14 protein-coding genes are annotated in these 16618 nt (G+C 66.4%); 6 read left to right on the forward strand and 8 right to left on the reverse strand.

Features of this window, described 5'->3' with window-relative positions:
* Nucleotides 1-88 precede the first annotated feature (88 nt).
* On the reverse strand, nucleotides 89-1333 hold the full coding sequence (locus QZ546_RS02270) for a phospholipid carrier-dependent glycosyltransferase (protein ID WP_294234066.1): 1245 nt from the start codon (nucleotides 1331-1333) through the stop codon (nucleotides 89-91).
* Between the two features lie 175 nt (nucleotides 1334-1508).
* Between QZ546_RS02270 and QZ546_RS02275 the strand changes: the two genes are divergently transcribed.
* Together QZ546_RS02275 and QZ546_RS02280 are read left to right on the forward strand one after the other, a co-directional pair.
* Complete coding sequence (locus QZ546_RS02275; protein WP_294234069.1) at nucleotides 1509-2843, forward strand: methyl-accepting chemotaxis protein; 1335 nt, start codon at nucleotides 1509-1511, stop codon at nucleotides 2841-2843.
* Between the two features lie 149 nt (nucleotides 2844-2992).
* Nucleotides 2993-4864 carry a beta-galactosidase family protein gene (locus QZ546_RS02280; RefSeq protein ID WP_294234071.1) on the forward strand — a complete coding sequence of 624 codons (1872 nt, stop codon included), beginning with the start codon at nucleotides 2993-2995 and terminating at the stop codon, nucleotides 4862-4864.
* A 132-nt stretch (nucleotides 4865-4996) separates the two neighbouring features.
* Here QZ546_RS02280 and QZ546_RS02285 read toward each other — a convergent pair whose 3' ends face one another.
* Nucleotides 4997-5302 (reverse strand): hypothetical protein, encoded by a 306-nt coding sequence (locus QZ546_RS02285; protein ID WP_294234075.1) that lies wholly within the window; start codon nucleotides 5300-5302, stop codon nucleotides 4997-4999.
* A gap of 136 nt (nucleotides 5303-5438) precedes the next feature.
* On the opposite strand from QZ546_RS02285, the gene QZ546_RS02290 reads away from it, so the two are divergent.
* Genes QZ546_RS02290 through QZ546_RS02300 form a run of 3 tightly spaced genes read left to right on the forward strand, consistent with a single transcriptional unit; the run spans nucleotide 5439 to nucleotide 7830 of the window.
* Entirely contained in the window at nucleotides 5439-6647 is a 1209-nt protein-coding gene (locus QZ546_RS02290; protein ID WP_294234078.1) for an aminotransferase class I/II-fold pyridoxal phosphate-dependent enzyme, read from the forward strand.
* Nucleotides 6644-7042 (forward strand): Co2+/Mg2+ efflux protein ApaG, encoded by a 399-nt coding sequence (gene apaG / locus QZ546_RS02295; RefSeq protein WP_294234081.1) that lies wholly within the window; start codon nucleotides 6644-6646, stop codon nucleotides 7040-7042. Before QZ546_RS02290 ends, apaG begins: the two co-directional genes overlap by 4 nt.
* Nucleotides 7039-7830, forward strand: a complete 792-nt coding sequence (locus QZ546_RS02300; protein ID WP_294234084.1) for a LysR family transcriptional regulator — start codon at nucleotides 7039-7041, stop codon at nucleotides 7828-7830. The genes apaG and QZ546_RS02300 overlap by 4 nt, the downstream gene beginning before the upstream one ends.
* A gap of 314 nt (nucleotides 7831-8144) precedes the next feature.
* Here the strand turns inward: QZ546_RS02300 and QZ546_RS02305 are convergent, their stop codons facing one another.
* The 5 genes from QZ546_RS02305 to parE all read right to left on the reverse strand — a co-directional run bounded on the left by QZ546_RS02305 (nucleotide 8145) and on the right by parE (nucleotide 14678).
* Nucleotides 8145-9059 (reverse strand): Hsp33 family molecular chaperone HslO, encoded by a 915-nt coding sequence (locus QZ546_RS02305; protein WP_294234087.1) that lies wholly within the window; start codon nucleotides 9057-9059, stop codon nucleotides 8145-8147.
* Between the two features lie 133 nt (nucleotides 9060-9192).
* Complete coding sequence (gene argF, locus QZ546_RS02310; RefSeq protein ID WP_294234090.1) at nucleotides 9193-10113, reverse strand: ornithine carbamoyltransferase; 921 nt, start codon at nucleotides 10111-10113, stop codon at nucleotides 9193-9195.
* A gap of 50 nt (nucleotides 10114-10163) precedes the next feature.
* Complete coding sequence (locus QZ546_RS02315; RefSeq protein WP_294234093.1) at nucleotides 10164-11354, reverse strand: aspartate aminotransferase family protein; 1191 nt, start codon at nucleotides 11352-11354, stop codon at nucleotides 10164-10166.
* Between the two features lie 94 nt (nucleotides 11355-11448).
* A complete protein-coding gene (locus QZ546_RS02320; RefSeq protein WP_294234096.1) occupies nucleotides 11449-12570 on the reverse strand; it encodes a hypothetical protein in 1122 nt (373 codons plus the stop codon).
* A 128-nt stretch (nucleotides 12571-12698) separates the two neighbouring features.
* Nucleotides 12699-14678 (reverse strand): DNA topoisomerase IV subunit B, encoded by a 1980-nt coding sequence (gene parE / locus QZ546_RS02325; protein WP_294234099.1) that lies wholly within the window; start codon nucleotides 14676-14678, stop codon nucleotides 12699-12701.
* A 152-nt stretch (nucleotides 14679-14830) separates the two neighbouring features.
* Here parE and QZ546_RS02330 point away from each other — a divergent pair, with 152 nt between their 5' ends.
* Nucleotides 14831-15691 (forward strand): hypothetical protein, encoded by an 861-nt coding sequence (locus QZ546_RS02330; protein WP_294234102.1) that lies wholly within the window; start codon nucleotides 14831-14833, stop codon nucleotides 15689-15691.
* Nucleotides 15692-15880: 189 nt separating this feature from the next.
* Here the strand turns inward: QZ546_RS02330 and QZ546_RS02335 are convergent, their stop codons facing one another.
* Nucleotides 15881-16537 (reverse strand): GcrA family cell cycle regulator, encoded by a 657-nt coding sequence (locus QZ546_RS02335; protein ID WP_294234105.1) that lies wholly within the window; start codon nucleotides 16535-16537, stop codon nucleotides 15881-15883.
* Nucleotides 16538-16618: the final 81 nt, after the last annotated feature.

Raw genomic sequence — 16618 nt, forward strand, 5'->3', positions numbered from 1 at the left:
CCTTCGACTTCGCTCAGGCGGAACGGAGCGAGGGGATCGAACCCAACCCCCGTTCGGGCTGAGCGAAGTCGAAGCCCAAGGGAAACCCTCACCGCCAATCGGTAAACCACGTCCACCGAAGGAAGGACCTCGGTCCCGCCAAGGCCCCGGCGGTCAGGATCGGGTAGAAATAGAAGAACAGACAGACGGCCGCGACCAGATAGGCCTCGTCCCAGTCGCGCAGCCACGCCCGCCACCGGTCGATCGCCACCGCCAGCGCCACCGACAGCCAGATGGCGGGCAGGAAGTAATAATAATAGAAGCCCAGCGACTTGGGGATGATCGCCCACACCGCGAAGCCGCCGATCCAGAGCGCGGCCGCAAAGCCCAGCCGCACCTCGCGCGTCCGCAGCCAGCCGAGCGCGCACACCGCCACCGCGACCAGTCCGCCCCACATCACCGCCGGATTGCCGAGCAGGAAGATGCCCCGCTGCGCCCCGTCCGCCACCTGATAGAAATACCAGATCGGCCGCCCGATGACCGGCCAGCTCCACCAGCTGGACTGATAATGATGCGGCGGCAGCACCTGTGTCTGGCGCGCATACATCTCCAGCTGAAAGGGCAGGAGGTTCGCCAGCGTCATCGGCTCGCGGGCATAGAAGAAGGCGGGCGCGAAGGTGGCGAGATAGGCCGACCCCGCCGCCAGCCCGAGCAGACCCCAGGCCGACCACCAGCGCAGGCCCGGCCAGCGCGTCGAATCGCCGCGCTTCATCAGTACGAAGCCGATCGCGGCATAGCCGAGATAGGGCACCGCCGCCCATTTCACCCCGATCGCCAGCCCCAGCAGCACCGCACCCAGCGTCCAGCGCCACCGGCTCTGCGCCGGGCTGCCCCGCATCGCCCAGCCCATGGTCGCGACCGCCAGCACGACAAAGGCCGCCATGAACCCGTCGAGCATCGCGATCCGCGCCTGGACCAACACCATGAAGTCGACCAGCGTCAGCCCACCCGCGATCGCCGCCGCCCGCGTCCGCCTGGTCATCAGCCAGACGATGCCGAACACCCCGCCGACGATCGCGGTCCCGGCCAAGGTCGACAGCGCCCGCCAGCCGAGCGGCCCGTCGCCGAAGAGCAGGATGCCCAGCGCGATCAGCGCCTTGCCGAGCAGCGGATGCTCGATATTCACCGGCCCCTCCAGCGCCAGCAGCGTGCGCGCGGCGGGGACATAATGGATCTCGTCGAACACCAGCATGTGCGGCGTGGTCAGCCGCCAGCAGAACAGCGCCTGCGCGGCGACCAGCAGGGCGAGCAGGGCCGGGACCGGACGATGGAGCGGAGCAAGCAGGCGACGCATGACCGGGGTCATGGCGGGCCGGGCAGACCGGCACAAATGCTTTTTCGGTAAGTGCCTCTATTACAAAATATCCCTAACCGATCCTTTAGAGTCTGTCCTTATGTCGCTTTTCCCGGAGCGAATTCCATTGGCCGATTGGGGGCAATACGGCCGCAACAGGGGAACGAACGGCGCTATGGGTTGGCTGGGCAAGAAGGAAGCGAGTCTGAAGGATCGGCTGGCGAGGGCGGTCTTCGAGCATTCGCCTGATGCAATGATGCTGTTGTCGAATGGGCTTTTCGTCGCGGCCAATGCCGCCGCCGAGCGGATCTATGAACGTCCCGTGAGCGATGTGATCGGTCAGAATCCCGCGACCTTTTCCGCCCCCTGCCAGGCGGATGGCCGACCGACCGAAATTCATGTCGAAGAACGGGTGAACCAGGCCCTGAAGGACGGTTACGCCCGTTTCGAATGGTTGAACCTGGATGGCCGGGGGCAGGTGAAGCGCTTCCTCGTCACGCTGATTCCCGCCCATGTCGTGACGCCGCAGGACATACTGATCCTGTGCCAGGAGATGGGCGAGACGATGGCGATGGTGAACCAGCTGGGCGACGGCCTCTCGCGCCTGGCCAATGGCGATCTGACCCACCGTATCGAGACGCCGTTCCGCGAAGATTACGAGCCGCTGCGCCTGCACTTCAACGAAACCGCACAGATGCTGGGCGATTCGATCCAGTCGATCCATGAGTCGTCGCAGCGGGTGAACAATGCCGCCTCGGAGATCGGCAAGGCGGCGGGCGACCTGTCGCGCCGTACTGAGCATCAGGCGGCGTCGCTGGAGGAAACGGCGGCGGCCATGCGGCAGGTGACGACCGCGATCCAGGAATCGGCACACCATGGTGCCAAGGCCGCGCAGGTCGCCGCCTCGGCCCAGAGCAATGCCGCGCAAAGCGGCGTGGTCGTGCAGCGCGCGATCGACGCGATGGGCGGGATCGAGCGGACCTCCAGTGAAATCTCCGAGATCATCGGCGTGATCGACGGCATCGCCTTCCAGACCAACCTGCTTGCGCTCAATGCCGGCGTCGAGGCGGCGCGGGCGGGCGATGCGGGCAAGGGCTTCGCGGTCGTCGCCTCCGAAGTCCGCGCGCTGGCGCAGCGTTCGGCCGATGCCGCCAAGGACGTGAAGAGCCGGATCGGTGCGTCCGATGCGCAGATCCGCGCCGGGGTGCAGGAAGTCGATGCCGCCGGGGCGACGCTGCAGCGGATCGCGGGGCAGGTCGGCGAAATGGCCTCGCTGATCGATGAGATCGCCAGTGCATCTCAGCAACAGGCGAGCAGCGCGGCCCAGATCACGACCGCGATCAGCGATCTGGATGCCGTCACCCAGCAAAATGCCGCGATGGTCGAAGAGGCGACCGCCGCCGCCCGCGAACTGGTGGGCGAGGCGAGCGCGATGAACAGCCAGGTCGGCCGCTTCCGCCTGGCCACGCGCGCGTCGGGCACGGTGCAACCGCTTTGGAAGGCGGCCTGAACCTCATCGCTTTCTGCTCGAGAAAAGGCGTAACTTTCATTTATCAGACAATTTGACGAGGGCCCCCCTCGCATGGCACCCATGGTGTCGAAGCGAGGCGGGGGCTTTGGTCCATTGGGAACCCCGCCCGTCCACTACGGGAGAGTGACGTGACCCAGCGGTTCCGACCGATGATTCTGGCCATATTGGCGGCAAGCGCGCTGTCGCCCTATCCTGCGCAGGCTCAGGCGCCGGCGCCGACCGCCAATGACGGCCCGGCGCGCAGCTTCGTGGTGCAGGGCAAGGGTTTCCTGCGCAACGGCCAGCCGCATCAGGTGATCTCGGGCGAGATGCATTATGTCCGCATCCCGCGCGCCTATTGGCGCGACCGGTTGCGCAAGGCCAAGGCGATGGGGCTGAACACCATCACCACCTATGCCTTTTGGAACGCGCATGAGCCGCGCCCGGGCGTCTATGACTTCAGCGGTCAGAACGACATCGTCGCCTTCATCCGCGATGCGCAGGCCGAGGGGCTGGACGTGATCCTGCGCCCCGGCCCCTATGTCTGCGCCGAATGGGAACTGGGCGGCTATCCGTCCTGGCTGCTCAAGGACCGCAGCCTCGTCCTGCGCTCGACCGACCCGAAATATACCGCCGCGGTCGATCGCTGGCTGATGCGGCTGGGGCAGGAGGTGAAGCCGCTGCTGCTGAAGAATGGCGGGCCGATCGTCGCGGTGCAGCTGGAAAACGAATATGGCGCGTTCGGCAGCGACCAGGATTATCTGCGCGGGCTGGAGGCCAGCTACAAGCGCGCCGGGCTGGGCGACGGGATTTTGTTCACGTCGAACCAGGCGGGCGACCTGGCCAAGGGGTCGCTACCCAATCTGCCCTCGGTCGTGAATTTCGGGTCGGGCGGCGCCGAGAATGCGGTCGCCAAGCTGGAGGCTTATCGCCCGGACGGCTTGCGCATGGTCGGCGAGTACTGGGCGGGCTGGTTCGACAAATGGGGCGAGGAGCATCACGAGACGGACGGCAAAAAAGAGGCTGAGGAAATGGCCTATATGCTCAAGCGCGGCTATTCGATCTCGCTCTACATGGTGCATGGCGGCACCACCTTCGGCTGGATGAACGGCGCGGATTCGCACACCGGCAAGGATTATCACCCCGACACGACCAGCTATGACTATGACGCGCCGATCGATGAGGCGGGCAATCCGCGCTACAAATACGGCCTGATCGCCGCCGCCATCGCCGAGGTGACCGGCAAGCCCGCAGCACCCACCCCCGCGCCGACCGTGGCGACGACCTTCCCGGTGTCGGCGGTGCGGCGCAGCGCCTCGCTCTGGGACAATCTGCCGACGCCCGTGCGGGCCGAAAAGCCGATGACGTTCGAGGAACTCGACCAGAATTACGGTTATGTCCTCTACCGCGTCACCGTGCCCGCCGGCGCGGCGGGGCCGCTGACGCTGAAGGGGATGCACAGCTATGCCCAGGTCTATCTCGACAAGACGCTCGTCGGAACGCTCGACCGGCGGCTGGATCAGGAGACGGTCGAACTGCCCGCCCGGGCCAAGCCGAGAGTGTTGAACATCCTGGTCGAGAATACCGGCCGCGTGAACTATTCCCACGCGATCCGCACCGAGCAGACCGGTCTGACCGGCGCGGTGACGCTGGCGGGTGCGCCCTTGCGCGATTGGCAGATGTTCCGCCTGCCGATGGACAATCTGGCCGGCCTGAAGCTCTCGGCCAGGCCGTGCAGCGGTCCCTGTTTCTATGAGGCGGAGATGACGGTCGCCAAGCCCGGCGACACCTATCTCGACATGCGGGGCGCGCATAAGGGGCAGTTGTGGCTCAACGACCATAATCTGGGTCGTTTCTGGGGCATCGGGCCGGTGCATACGCTCTATACGCCTGCGCCCTGGCTGAAGGCGGGGGCGAACCGGGTGCTGTTCTTCGATCTGACCGGGGATGCCAGCGACCGGCTGAGCACGGTGGACAAGCCGATCTACGGCAAGGTGACGAACCACCGCGAGGCGCAGTAAGCGGCGGCTTGCCCCTGAAAGGGGAGGGGGACCAGCAAAGCTGGTGGAGGGGTGTCCCGCTATCGAGAAGGCGACACCCCTCCGTCACGCTACGCGTGCCACCTCCCCTTGCAGGGGAGGAATTTGGTGTTTTTAGCGAACCGCCGCCGCTTGGTTCGCGACGATCGCGTCGCGCTGTTCCTGGCTCATCGCGCTGGCATTGATGTCCGCCGCCTTGATCGCGTCGGCGCGGTCTTCGGCATAGTCGCGGGTCTTTTCGGCTCGCTTGTCGAGCATCTTGGCCTCGTTGCGCAGCATGTCGGCCTGGCTTTCCATATTGTCGGCGCGATTGTCGGCGGCGTCCTCCACGCGGTCGGCCAGCTTGTCGGTGCCCTTGCTGTTGCACGCCGACAGCGACACCAGCGCGGTGGCCAGCAGCAGGCCGATACGGATCTTCATCGTCAGTCTCCCTGTTCGTTTCGGTCGCAATAACCGGGGTCGCCGCAATTCCGTTCCGCTTCGGTAACGGCGACACATGGCCCCGACCGTCCGAAATTCCTTGAACCCCGCCCCCCGGACCGGCAAATGGACGGCCATGAAGCGCAAGACTGGCCAGGACCGTTCGATCACCACCAAGTGGCGCCCCGCGACGCAGGCCGTGCGCGGCGGCACCGCGCGGTCGGAATATGGCGAGACGTCGGAGGCGCTCTTCCTGACCTCGGGCTATTGCTACGACCGGGCGGGCGATGCGGCGGCGCGGTTCGCGGGCGAGCAGGAGGGGATGACCTATTCCCGCCTCCAGAATCCGACCGTCCAGATGCTTGAAGAGCGCATCGCCCTGCTCGAAGGCGCCGAGGCCTGCCGGACCATGGCGTCGGGCATGGCGGCGATGACCGCGGTGCTGCTCTGCCAGTTGCAGGCGGGCGACCATCTGGTCGGCGGTCGCGCGGCGTTCGGATCGTGCCGCTGGTTGACCGACACGCTGCTGCCCAAGTTCGGCATCGCCACCACCGTCGTCGATGCGCGCGACCCGCAGGCGTTCCTGGACGCGGTGCGCCCCGAAACGAAGGTCTTCTTCTTCGAGACGCCCGCCAACCCGACCATGGACGTGGCCGATCTTCAGGCGATCTGCGACATCGCGCGCGAGCGCGGGATCACCACGGTCGTCGACAATGCCTTCGCCACCCCCGCGCTCCAGCGTCCGATGGAGTTCGGCGCGGACGTGACCGCCTATTCCGCCACCAAGATGATGGACGGGCAGGGGCGCGTGCTGGCGGGCGCGGTGTGCGGGACCGAGGACTTCATCACCAACACGCTGCTGCCCTTCACCCGCAACACCGGCCCGACCCTGTCGGCGTTCAACGCCTGGGTGGTTCTGAAGGGGCTGGAGACGCTCGACCTGCGTATCCACCGCCAGTCGGAATCGGCGCTGAAGGTCGCGACCTTCCTGGAGGGGCGTGTCCCCCGCGTCCTGTGCCCGGCGCTGCCCAGCCACCCGCAGCATGAACTCGCCATGCGCCAGATGAAGGCGGGCGGCAGCATCTTCGCGCTCGAACTGGATGGCGGACGCGAACAGGCGCACGGCCTGCTCGACGCGCTGGAACTGATCGACATCTCGAACAATATCGGCGACTCGCGCTCGCTGATGACCCATCCCGCATCGACCACCCATGCGGGTGTCGCCGAGGACAAGCGGGTGGAAATGGGCATCGGCGAGGGGATGCTGCGCCTCAATGTCGGGCTGGAGGACGTAGACGACCTGATCGACGATCTCGACCAGGCGCTGCGCGTCGTGGGTCTGTGAAGGCGCTCTTCTCCCACGCATTGACCACCGGGCCGGTGACGGTCCGCGTGTCGGTCAGCTATCTGCCCGAACAGTCGGAGCCCGAGCGTGGGCGCTGGTTCTGGGCCTATCATGTCCGTATCGAGAATGACGGCGAGCAGCCGGTGCAGCTGCTCACCCGCCGCTGGATCATCACCGACGGGCGCGGCGCGCGCCATTCGGTCGAGGGCGAGGGCGTGGTCGGCGAGCAGCCGGTGATCCAGCCGGGTGGGGCCTATGACTATGTCTCAGGCTGCCCGCTGGCGACGACCAGCGGCGCGATGCAGGGCAGTTACCGGATGGTCGGCGCGGACGGCGTGACCTTCGACGCCGCCATCCCGCATTTCGCGCTGATCGCGCCGGCGGTGGAATCGTGAAGCGCACGCACCTGCCGCTGAACGGCCTGCGCGTGCTGGACGCCGCCGCGCGCCATCTGAGCTTCACCCGCGCCGCCGACGAGCTGGCCGTGACTCCGGCGGCGGTCGGTCAGCAGATCCGCGCGCTGGAGGATACGCTGGGCGTCGTCCTGTTCCGTAGGACCACGCGCGGGCTGGAGCTGACCCCGGAAGCCGAGGCGGGGCTTGCGCCGCTCCGTGCGGGTTTTCTGCAATTCGAAGACGCCGTGCGCGCGATGCAGGCGGGCCAGTCGTCCAAGTCACTGACCATCGCCGCCCCGCGCGACGTGACCGAGAAGTGGCTGATGCCGCGCCTGGCCGCGATCGCCGCCAGCGATCCCGACCTGCGCTTCTCGCTGATCGCATCGGACGAGGGGCTGGACTTCACCGAGGCCAATCTGGACCTCGCCATCCGCTGGGGTGATGGGCCCGGCGGTCTGGAGGGCGAGGCGATCGAGTCGGATGGGATGATCGCGATCGGTGCTCCTGGCGGGCCTGCCGATGCACCGCTGATCGCCTGGCCCGGCGCGCCGGAAGACGGCACGCCGCTTGTCCGCGTGACCGATGCGGGGCTGGCCATCGACGCGGTCGCGGCGGGGCTGGGTAGGGCGGTGGTGCCGCAACTGCTGGCCGAGCGCGACCTGGCCGAGGGGCGCGTGGTCGCCACGGGCGAGGCCGTGCCGTCGCGTATGGGCTATTGGCTGGTCGCCCCGCTGCCGCAATGGCGCCAGCAAAAGGTCAAGGCGCTGGTCGAGGCGCTGGGGGGCTAACCTCCAATATATCCCCCGTACCCCGGCGAAGGCCGGGGCCCAGTTGCGGTGCGGCCAGGGGAGTGGCGTGCGCCCCATAGAAGGCGAAAGCGAGTGGGTGGCGATGCCGCCCACGCAACGTATCGCGCCTTCTTACCCGACATCGAAGCTGGGCCCCGGCCTTCGCCGGGGAACGAAGAGTCTTCCCATTCCTCCACTGTAAGGGGAGGGGGATCATCCGAAGGATGGTGGAGGGGTGTCGCCCTCTCGATAGCGGGACACCCCTCCGTCAGGGCTTCGCCCTGCCACCTCCCCTTACAGGGGAGGTGGCAGGATTACGCCGCCGGTGCCGCGTCGAAGGGCACCGGGAATTTCTTCGCACAAAACGCGCAGTCCACCTGGATCAGCCCCTCGGCATCCGCCATCTCGCGCCGTTCCTCGACCGAGAATTTGGTGATGACGCTGGCGATATACTCCGCCGAGCAGCGGCAGCCGCGCACGATGGCGGGGCTTTCCGACACGCGGACATTCTGCTCCTCGTTGAACAGCCGCCACACCAACGTCTCCAGCGGCAGGGCGGCGTCGGCCAGTTCCTCGACCTGCATCGTCTGGCCGAGCGCCTGGACATGCTCCCATTCGGGATGGTCGAGCTTGACGTGCAGCCGCTCGCGGCCTTCCTCGCCCTCGGGCAGATGCTGGAGGAACAGGCCGCCCGCGACCGTGCGACCGTCCGGCCCCTTGGTGATCCCGACGCGCAGCAGGCTGGGGATCTGTTCCGACTGGATGAAATAGCTCTCGGCGGCGGCCGACAGCGTCTCGCCGTCGAGCGGCACGATACCCTGGTAACGCTCGCCGGTCACCGCCAGGTCGAAGGTGATCGCCAGATAGCCCTGGCCGAACAGCGCGAACAGCGTCGGGTCGGCGGGCAGCTCGGCCAGCCGGTCCTCGTCATACTGGATATAGCCACGCAACTCGCCACCGCGATAGTCGCAGACGAGCAGCCGGATCACGCCGCTGTCGCTGCGCGTCTGGATGGTCAGCTGGCCGTTCGTGTCCTTCAGGGTCGCGCCCATCAGCGCGGTCAGGGTCAGCGCTTCGGTCAGCAGCCGCTCGATCGCGGGGGGATAGGCGTGCGCCGCCAGGATCTCGTCCAGCACCGGGCCCAGCCGCACCAGTCGTCCGCGCGCATGTTGCTCGGGGATGGTGAACGCGATCGCGCGGTCGAGGTCGGGCAGGGTGATGTCGGTCATGCTCGTGCCTTTACGCACCGGATGATGTCCGGGCGATATGGTGCCGGTGCGGCAGGGGAAAGAGAAAAGGCCGACGAACCCGCCGGCCTTTCCATAGATAGGATGAGTCGTGCGGCGATCAACCGAGCCACTTTCACACTTGGCCGAAGCACCAACGCAGCACCGATTTCTGCGCATGGAGACGGTTTTCCGCCTCCGGCCAGATCAGCGACTGCGGGCCGTCGATCACTTGCCCGGTGACTTCCTCGTCGCGGTGGGCGGGGAGGCAGTGGAGGAACTTCGCATCCGGCTTGGCCAGCGCCATCAGTTCGGCATTGACCTGGAACGGCATCATCGCCGCCAGCTTTTCCTCGGCATGGGCCTGGCCCATCGAGATCCAGGTGTCGGTGACGACGATGTCCGCACCCTCGACCGCCGCACGCGGATCGGTGGTGCAGGTCGCGCGGCCCCGACCCAGCTCCAGCGTGCCTGGTTCCGGGTGATAGCCATCCGGGCAGGCGGCGACCACGTCGAAGCCGAGCAGCCCGCCCGCCTCGACGATCGAGTGCAGGACGTTGTTGCCGTCGCCCAGCCATGCGACCTTCAGGCCCGACAGGGTCTTGCCCGCCTCTGTCACGGTCAGCAGGTCGGCCATGATCTGGCACGGGTGCGACAGGTCGGTCAGGCCGTTGATGACCGGCACGCTGGCATAATGCGCCATCTCCTCGACCTTGGCATGGTCGTCGGTGCGGATCATGATCGCGTCAGTATAGCCCGACAGGATGCGCGCGGTGTCGGCGATCGTCTCGCCGCGACCCAGCTGCATGGTCCCGGCATCGAGCACGATCGAGGTGCCGCCGAGCTGGCGGATCGCCATGTCGAAGCTGACGCGGGTGCGGGTCGAGTTCTTCTCGAACACCATGGCGAGGACATGCCCGGCCAGCGGGGCATCGGCATCGACGCGGCCCTTGGTGAAACCCGCGCGCGCGGCCTTGCGGGCCTGTGCGTCGGTCAGAATGGCGGTCACACCCTCGGGACCGGCGTCGGCGAGGTTCAGGAAGTGGCGGATCGTCATGGGTCGGTACTCCGTCCCCCGGCGGTTTCATGCCGCCGGGGTGGCAGGGATTAATCGTCGGCGGCGGGGACATAGACGCGCGCGGCGTCCGACAGCTTCGTCGCGAACTCGGTGATGTGGCTCTCGTCGATGGTAAGCGGCGGCAGGATGCGGATCACATTCTCGCCCGCCGCGACCAGCAGCAGCCCGTGATTGTCGCGGCAATGCGCCACGAAACGACGGCTGTCGCTCTTCATCTTCAGACCCTGCATCAGGCCATGACCGCGCACTTCCTCGAACAGATGATCGAAGTTCGGGATCATCTGCTCCAGCGTCGAGCGCAGCCGCTGGCCCATCGCCTCGACATGTTCGAGGAAGCCCGGCTCCTGGATCACGTCGAGCACCGCTTCACCGGCGGCCATGGACAGCGGATTGCCGCCATAGGTCGACCCGTGCGTGCCGATCACCATGCCCTTGGCCGCTTCCTCGGAGGCGAGGCACGCGCCGAGCGGGAAGCCGCCGCCGATGCCCTTGGCCACGGCCATGATGTCGGGCGTCACGCCGTACAGTTCATGCGCGAAGAACTTGCCGGTGCGACCGTAACCGCACTGCACCTCGTCCAGCACCAGCAGCAGGCCATGCTCGTCGCACGCCTTGCGCAAGCCTTGGAGGAACTCCATGCTGGCGGGACGCAGACCGCCTTCGCCCTGGATCGGCTCGACAAGGAAACCGGCGGTGTTCTCGTCGATCAGCGCCAGCGCGGCCTCCAGATCGTCGAACGGCGCGTAAGCGAAGCCTGGCAGCAGCGGCTCGAACCCATCCCGCATCTTGGGCTGGTTGGTCGCCGAGATCGCGCCCAGCGTCCGGCCATGGAACGCGTTGTTGAACGTGATCAGCGTATGCTTCTGCGGATTGCCATTGGCGAAGTGATAGCGGCGCGCGGTCTTGATCGCGCACTCGACTGCTTCCGCGCCCGAATTGGTGAAGAACACCGTATCGGCAAAGGTCGAATCGACCAGCCGCTGGGCGAAATGCTCACCCTGCGGGCTGCCGTACAGGTTCGACACATGCATCAGCGTCGCGGCCTGTTTCGCGATCGCCTCGACCAGTTTGGGATGGCCATGGCCCAGCGCGTTCACCGCGATACCGGCGGCAAAGTCCAGATACTGCTCGCCATTTTCGCCGTACAGATAGACGCCTTCGCCTCGGACCGGACGCACCCCGCACCGTGGGTAAACGGGCATCAGGGCGGTGATGGTCACGGGACGTCTCCTTCAAACAGCAAAGGGCGGCTCTAGGGCCGCCCTTCCTCATCATACGGGCTATTGCTCGCCTGCGTCAACGCATTGGCCGACGTCAACTCGTGGTGTCGGCCGTCAGATCGAAGGTGTTGAGCTCCCAACTCGATGCGCGGCTGCGAACCCGCGAGCCTTTATAGGCGGCAAGGGGCGAAACGATGCTGAAACGTTCCAGACGCTGGCCCTTTCTGGGGTCGTGATCGTTGCGCGGCGTATAACGACGCAGTGCCAGTTTCTGGCTGATCACCTCGACCCATTGGGCCGGAAGCTTGTCGCTGATATTTTCGGGGGCGATGTCGACCACATGTCCATCCGGGGTGATCCGGTAGCTGAAATCAATGAAATTGGCTTTGGCCTGTCCGGGGGCGGAGCCGAAATGCAGTTCTTCCTGGCGGATCGACGGGGAGAAGACCAGCATCTGACGACCGTTCTGCCCCGGTTCCATTTCCGCGATCACGCGGTCCGCGACGGCGGCGCGGTCCTTCTCATCGGCCAGTTGGATCTGGATCGCCCGCGCGGCATTGCGATAGGGGAGCATCTCGGGCTCGGAACGCTTGAGAATTCGCTCCGCCATGTCGCGCGCGCGGGTCCGATATTCGGGGTAGAGCGAACCGAGTGCGCTCTGCAGAACCGCGGCGCGGAGATAGGCCTGGCCTACCAGATTGAAGTCGCCGACTTTGTCGGCCTCGCGTGCCACCCAGTCATAATGTTGGAACGCCCCTTCTGCACGCCCCTCCCGGGCCAGTTCGTCGCCCACCTCCAGCCGCTGGGCCAGAATGGCGGGATCGTTCGCCGGCAGTCCTGCGCGCAGGGCATAGACCGCATCGGCCGCATCGACGCGGGGGTTGATCGGAACCCCGTTCAGGCGGGCCAGGCGGCTGGTGGCGCGGTGGAGGTCGGCAACCTCCTTGGGCAGCACCGCGTCATAGCGGCCATTGCGGCCACGCGACGATAGCAGCGTGCGGTAGCTGGCCTGATAATCGCCGCTCAGAAACTGCATCTCTGCATAGGCCAGTGAGCGGGCGATGTCTTCCTTGGGCGGGCAATGATACGCCAGGCACTCGGCAAGCGCCTTCTTGGTCGCCGCCAGACTGTCCGCCGTGACGACGACGGTCGGTCCATTTTCGACCGGGATGGGCAAGCTAAGTTGCGATTGCAGAAGCAGTGTCAGCAGGATCATCAGCCGAATTCCTTCTCCCAGCGCGCCGACATGAGTCGGCCGCGTGATGAACGCCGGATGGGAGAAGAATATTCGTCCTAATATGACCGATCCTGCAAGTTACAAAATGTGAATCGTCGTGTCGGTCGTCACGCGTCGATCACCTCTTCGTCCAGTCGTGCCGCATTCTCCTGGATGAAGGCGAAGCGATGCGCCGGATTGTTGCCCATCAGCCGGTCGACCAGGTCCTTCACGCCGGCGCGTTCCTCATATTCCTGGGGCAGGGTGATACGGATCAGGCTGCGGGTCGCGGGGTCCATGGTGGTTTCGCGCAGCTGGCCGGGGTTCATCTCGCCCAGGCCCTTGAAGCGCGCGACGTCGACCTTCTTGCCCTTGAACGCGGTGCGCTCCAGCTCGGCACGATGGGCGTCGTCGCGGGCGTAGAGCGACTTGGCGCCGACCGTCAGGCGATAGAGCGGGGGCTGGGCGAGATAGAGATGCCCGCGACGGACCAAGTCGGGCATTTCCTGGAAGAAGAAAGTCATCAGCAGCGTGGCGATATGCGCGCCGTCCACGTCTGCGTCGGTCATGATGACGATCTTTTCGTAGCGCAACTGGGTCGGGTCGCAATCCTTGCGCGTACCGCAGCCCATCGCCAGCGTCAGGTCGGCGATCTCCTGATTCTGCAGGATCTTGGCCGAGGTGGCCGAGGCGACGTTCAGGATCTTGCCGCGGATCGGCAGGATCGCCTGGGTCTTGCGGTCGCGTGCCTGCTTGGCCGAGCCACCGGCCGAGTCGCCCTCGACGATGAACAGCTCGGTGCCCTCGGGGCTGTCCGCCGAACAGTCGGTCAGCTTGCCGGGCAGGCGCAGCTTGCGCGCAGAGGTGGCGGTCTTGCGCTTGACCTCGCGCTCGGCCTTGCGGCGCAGGCGCTCGTCCATCCGGTCGAGGACATAGCCGAGCAGCGCTTTGCCGCGATCCATGTTCGCCGACAGATAATGGTCGAAATGGTCGCGCACCGCCTTTTCGACCAGCCCGGCGGCTTCGGGGCTGGTCAGCCGGTCCTTGGTCTGGCTCTGGAATTGCGGTTCGCGGATGAAGACCGAGAGCATCAGTTCGGAGCCGACCATGACGTCGTCGGCGGTGATGTCCTTGGCCTTTTTCTGGTTTACCAGTTCGCCGAACGCGCGAAGCCCCCGGACCAGCGCCTGGCGCAGTCCCTGTTCGTGCGTGCCGCCATCGGGGGTCGGGATGGTGTTGCAATACCAGCTATAGCTGCCGTCGCTCCACAGCGGCCAGGCGACCGCCCATTCGACCCGGCCTTGCTCGGCCGGAAAGTCCTGATTGCCGGAGAAGAAATCGGCCGTCGCGCATTCGCGCCCGCCAATCTGTTCCTTCAGGTGATCGGCCAGGCCGCCGGGGAACTGGAACACCGCTTCGGCGGGCGTGTCATCGGAGATCAGCTCGGGCGCGCAGTGCCAGCGGATTTCGACGCCTGCGAACAGATAGGCCTTGGAGCGGACGAGCTTGTGCAGCCGGGCGGGCTTGAAGTGCAGCTCCGGTCCGAAAATCTCGGTATCGGGCGTGAAGGCGACGCTGGTGCCGCGCCGATTGGGGGCGGCGCCCACGGTTTCCAGCGGACCGAGCGTCGCGCCCTGCGCGAAACGCTGGCGATAGAGCACGCGCTCGCGCGCCACCTCGACCACCGTGTCCGACGACAATGCGTTGACCACCGAGATGCCGACGCCGTGCAGACCGCCCGAGGTCGCATAAGCCTTGCCGGTGAACTTGCCGCCCGAGTGAAGTGTGGAGAGAATGACCTCCAGCGCCGATTTGTCGGGGAATTTGGGGTGGGGGTCGACCGGGATGCCGCGGCCATTGTCGACGATGGTCAGGCGGTTGCCCGGCTCCAGCTTCACCTCGATCCGGGTGGCATGGCCCGCCACCGCCTCGTCCATCGCATTGTCGAGCACTTCGGCCGCGAGATGGTGCAGCGCGCGCTCGTCGGTGCCGCCGATATACATGCCCGGCCGGCGGCGAACCGGCTCCAGCCCTTCCAGCACCTCGATGGAGGAGGCGTCATAGGCGGGCTGGGGACGGGCACTGCCCGCGAACAGATCATTGGACATAACGGGAACTATAGGCGCTGCGGCGCGCTTGCGCCAGCTTCGTGGCGCGTGGCAGGATTGCAACAAAACTTTGCCGAAAATTTAACCTGGGATATTTCCACGGGCCCGGTCCGTTAGCCCGTTACCTTTATGCCAAGGGTACGGGAGTGATAATGATGAAATTCTGGAAGGCGGGGGCCATGGCCTCGGCGCTGATCGCCGCGCCGGCGATGGCGCAGGACACTGGTTATGCGGGTGCGGACGATGCGCCGTTCTCGGGGGCCTATATCGGCGGCAGCTTCGGCTATGACGTGCAGCCCAACGATGTCGGCTCGCGTTTCCTGTTCGATCGCAACCTGGACGGGCGGTTCGGCGATGTCGTGACGACCTCGACCGGCGCCAACGCCTTCTCGCCGGGTTTCTGCAACGGCCGCGCGCGCAGCACCCTGTCGCCGCAGAACGCCGCGACCGGATGCGGCAACGACAAAGACGGCATCGCCTATTATGGCCGGGTCGGGCTGGACCATCAGGCGGGCAACATCGTCTATGGCGTGGTCGGCGAGTTCGGCAAGTCGGAGATCACCGACAGCGTCTCCGCCTTCTCGACGACGCCCGCCTGGTACACCATGACCCGCAGCATCGATTGGGAAGGCTCGGTGCGCGGACGCCTGGGCTATGCGGCGAACACGACGCTGTTCTACGGCACGTTCGGCGGCGGCTATGCGCGGATCAAGCGCGAATTCGCGACCTCGAACGGCGCCAATGCCTTTGCGATCAACGGCAAGCGCGAACAGTTCGGCTTCCTCGGCGGCGGCGGCATCGAACAGAAGATCGGCCGCAACTTCTCGATCGGCATGGAATATATGTACCACCAGTATCGCGACGACGATACGCGCGTGCGGGTGACCCAAGGGTCCGCGCCTGCGACCAATCCGTTCGTGCTGGCGCCCAATACGACGGGCACGGATATTCGCCGGTCGGACGACAAGTTCCGCTGGCACTCCTTGCGCGCCACGGCGGCGTTCCGGTTCTGAGGTGACGCGTCCCGTCGCTCAGGGAGAGCGGCGGGGCGTGCACTTCGACTTCGCTCAGTGCGAACGGCTGTAGGGGAACCTGTCCCACCCTCCGTTCAGCCTGAGCGCAGTCGAAGGCCAAGGGATTCCGCTTGCCACGAAAAAGCCTGCCGGTCCCAAAACCGGCGGGCTTTTCCAATCCAACCCGAATCAGCGGACGCGCGGGCCGCCGAACGGCAGCGGCGGCGGCGGGCGACGGTCGCGGCGGGGCAGCTGCGCCTGATAGGCGTGGCCGCAATGCGCGACGCAGTAGGGGAAACCCGGATTCACCTTGTCGCCGCAAAAGTGGAAGTCCGGCTCGCCCGGATGGCCGATCGGCCATTTGCAGATGCGGTCGTTCAGGTCGAGCAGCGAGGTCTTGCCCGCCATCTCCGGGCTGGGCTTGGCCGGGACCAGGCGACGCGGCGGGGCGGGCGAGGGCGGGGGCTGCTGCTCGCCGGGCGACTGGCGGACGAAGCCGCCGGGGCCGACCGACCGCAGGATCGGCTGCGGCTCGCGCACCGGTGCGGCTTCGGCCTCGACCTCGGGTTCGTCATCGATCTCGGGCGCCGCGCGAACGGGCTCGGGAGCCGGTTCCGGCGCGGGGGGCGGCGGAGGCGGCGGTGCGGCCATGACCGGTTCGGCGGCGGCGGGTGCCGGGTCATTGGCCTTTACGGGCGACGGACGCGCCTGCAGCCCCAGCCTGTGCGCCTTGCCGATCACCGCGTTGCGGCTGACCCCGCCCAGTGCTTCGGCGATCTGGCTGGCGGTCTGCCCCGCCTCCCACATCGTCCTGAGCGTATCGATCCGCTCATCGGTCCACGACATTCGAAACCTTTCCTCATTCCAGTCATCGCACCGGCCAGTTATCGTACCGGGTTGCGGGCGGCCACGGCAACGGTTACGCGC

The organism is uncultured Sphingomonas sp., assembly GCF_913062585.1.
GTDB lineage: Bacteria > Pseudomonadota > Alphaproteobacteria > Sphingomonadales > Sphingomonadaceae > Sphingomonas.

What these genes read in the sequence shown, in the direction of transcription:
- QZ546_RS02270 (WP_294234066.1), bottom strand. Translation starts at nt 1,333, where the DNA reads ATGCGTCGCCTGCTTGCTCCGCTCCATCGTCCGGTCCCGGCCCTGCTC.
- QZ546_RS02275 (WP_294234069.1), top strand. Translation starts at nt 1,509, where the DNA reads ATGGGTTGGCTGGGCAAGAAGGAAGCGAGTCTGAAGGATCGGCTGGCG.
- QZ546_RS02285 (WP_294234075.1), bottom strand. Translation starts at nt 5,302, where the DNA reads ATGAAGATCCGTATCGGCCTGCTGCTGGCCACCGCGCTGGTGTCGCTG.
- QZ546_RS02290 (WP_294234078.1), top strand. Translation starts at nt 5,439, where the DNA reads ATGAAGCGCAAGACTGGCCAGGACCGTTCGATCACCACCAAGTGGCGC.
- QZ546_RS02305 (WP_294234087.1), bottom strand. Translation starts at nt 9,059, where the DNA reads ATGACCGACATCACCCTGCCCGACCTCGACCGCGCGATCGCGTTCACC.
- argF (WP_294234090.1), bottom strand. Translation starts at nt 10,113, where the DNA reads ATGACGATCCGCCACTTCCTGAACCTCGCCGACGCCGGTCCCGAGGGT.
- QZ546_RS02320 (WP_294234096.1), bottom strand. Translation starts at nt 12,570, where the DNA reads ATGATCCTGCTGACACTGCTTCTGCAATCGCAACTTAGCTTGCCCATC.
- parE (WP_294234099.1), bottom strand. Translation starts at nt 14,678, where the DNA reads ATGTCCAATGATCTGTTCGCGGGCAGTGCCCGTCCCCAGCCCGCCTAT.
- QZ546_RS02330 (WP_294234102.1), top strand. Translation starts at nt 14,831, where the DNA reads ATGATGAAATTCTGGAAGGCGGGGGCCATGGCCTCGGCGCTGATCGCC.
- QZ546_RS02335 (WP_294234105.1), bottom strand. Translation starts at nt 16,537, where the DNA reads ATGTCGTGGACCGATGAGCGGATCGATACGCTCAGGACGATGTGGGAG.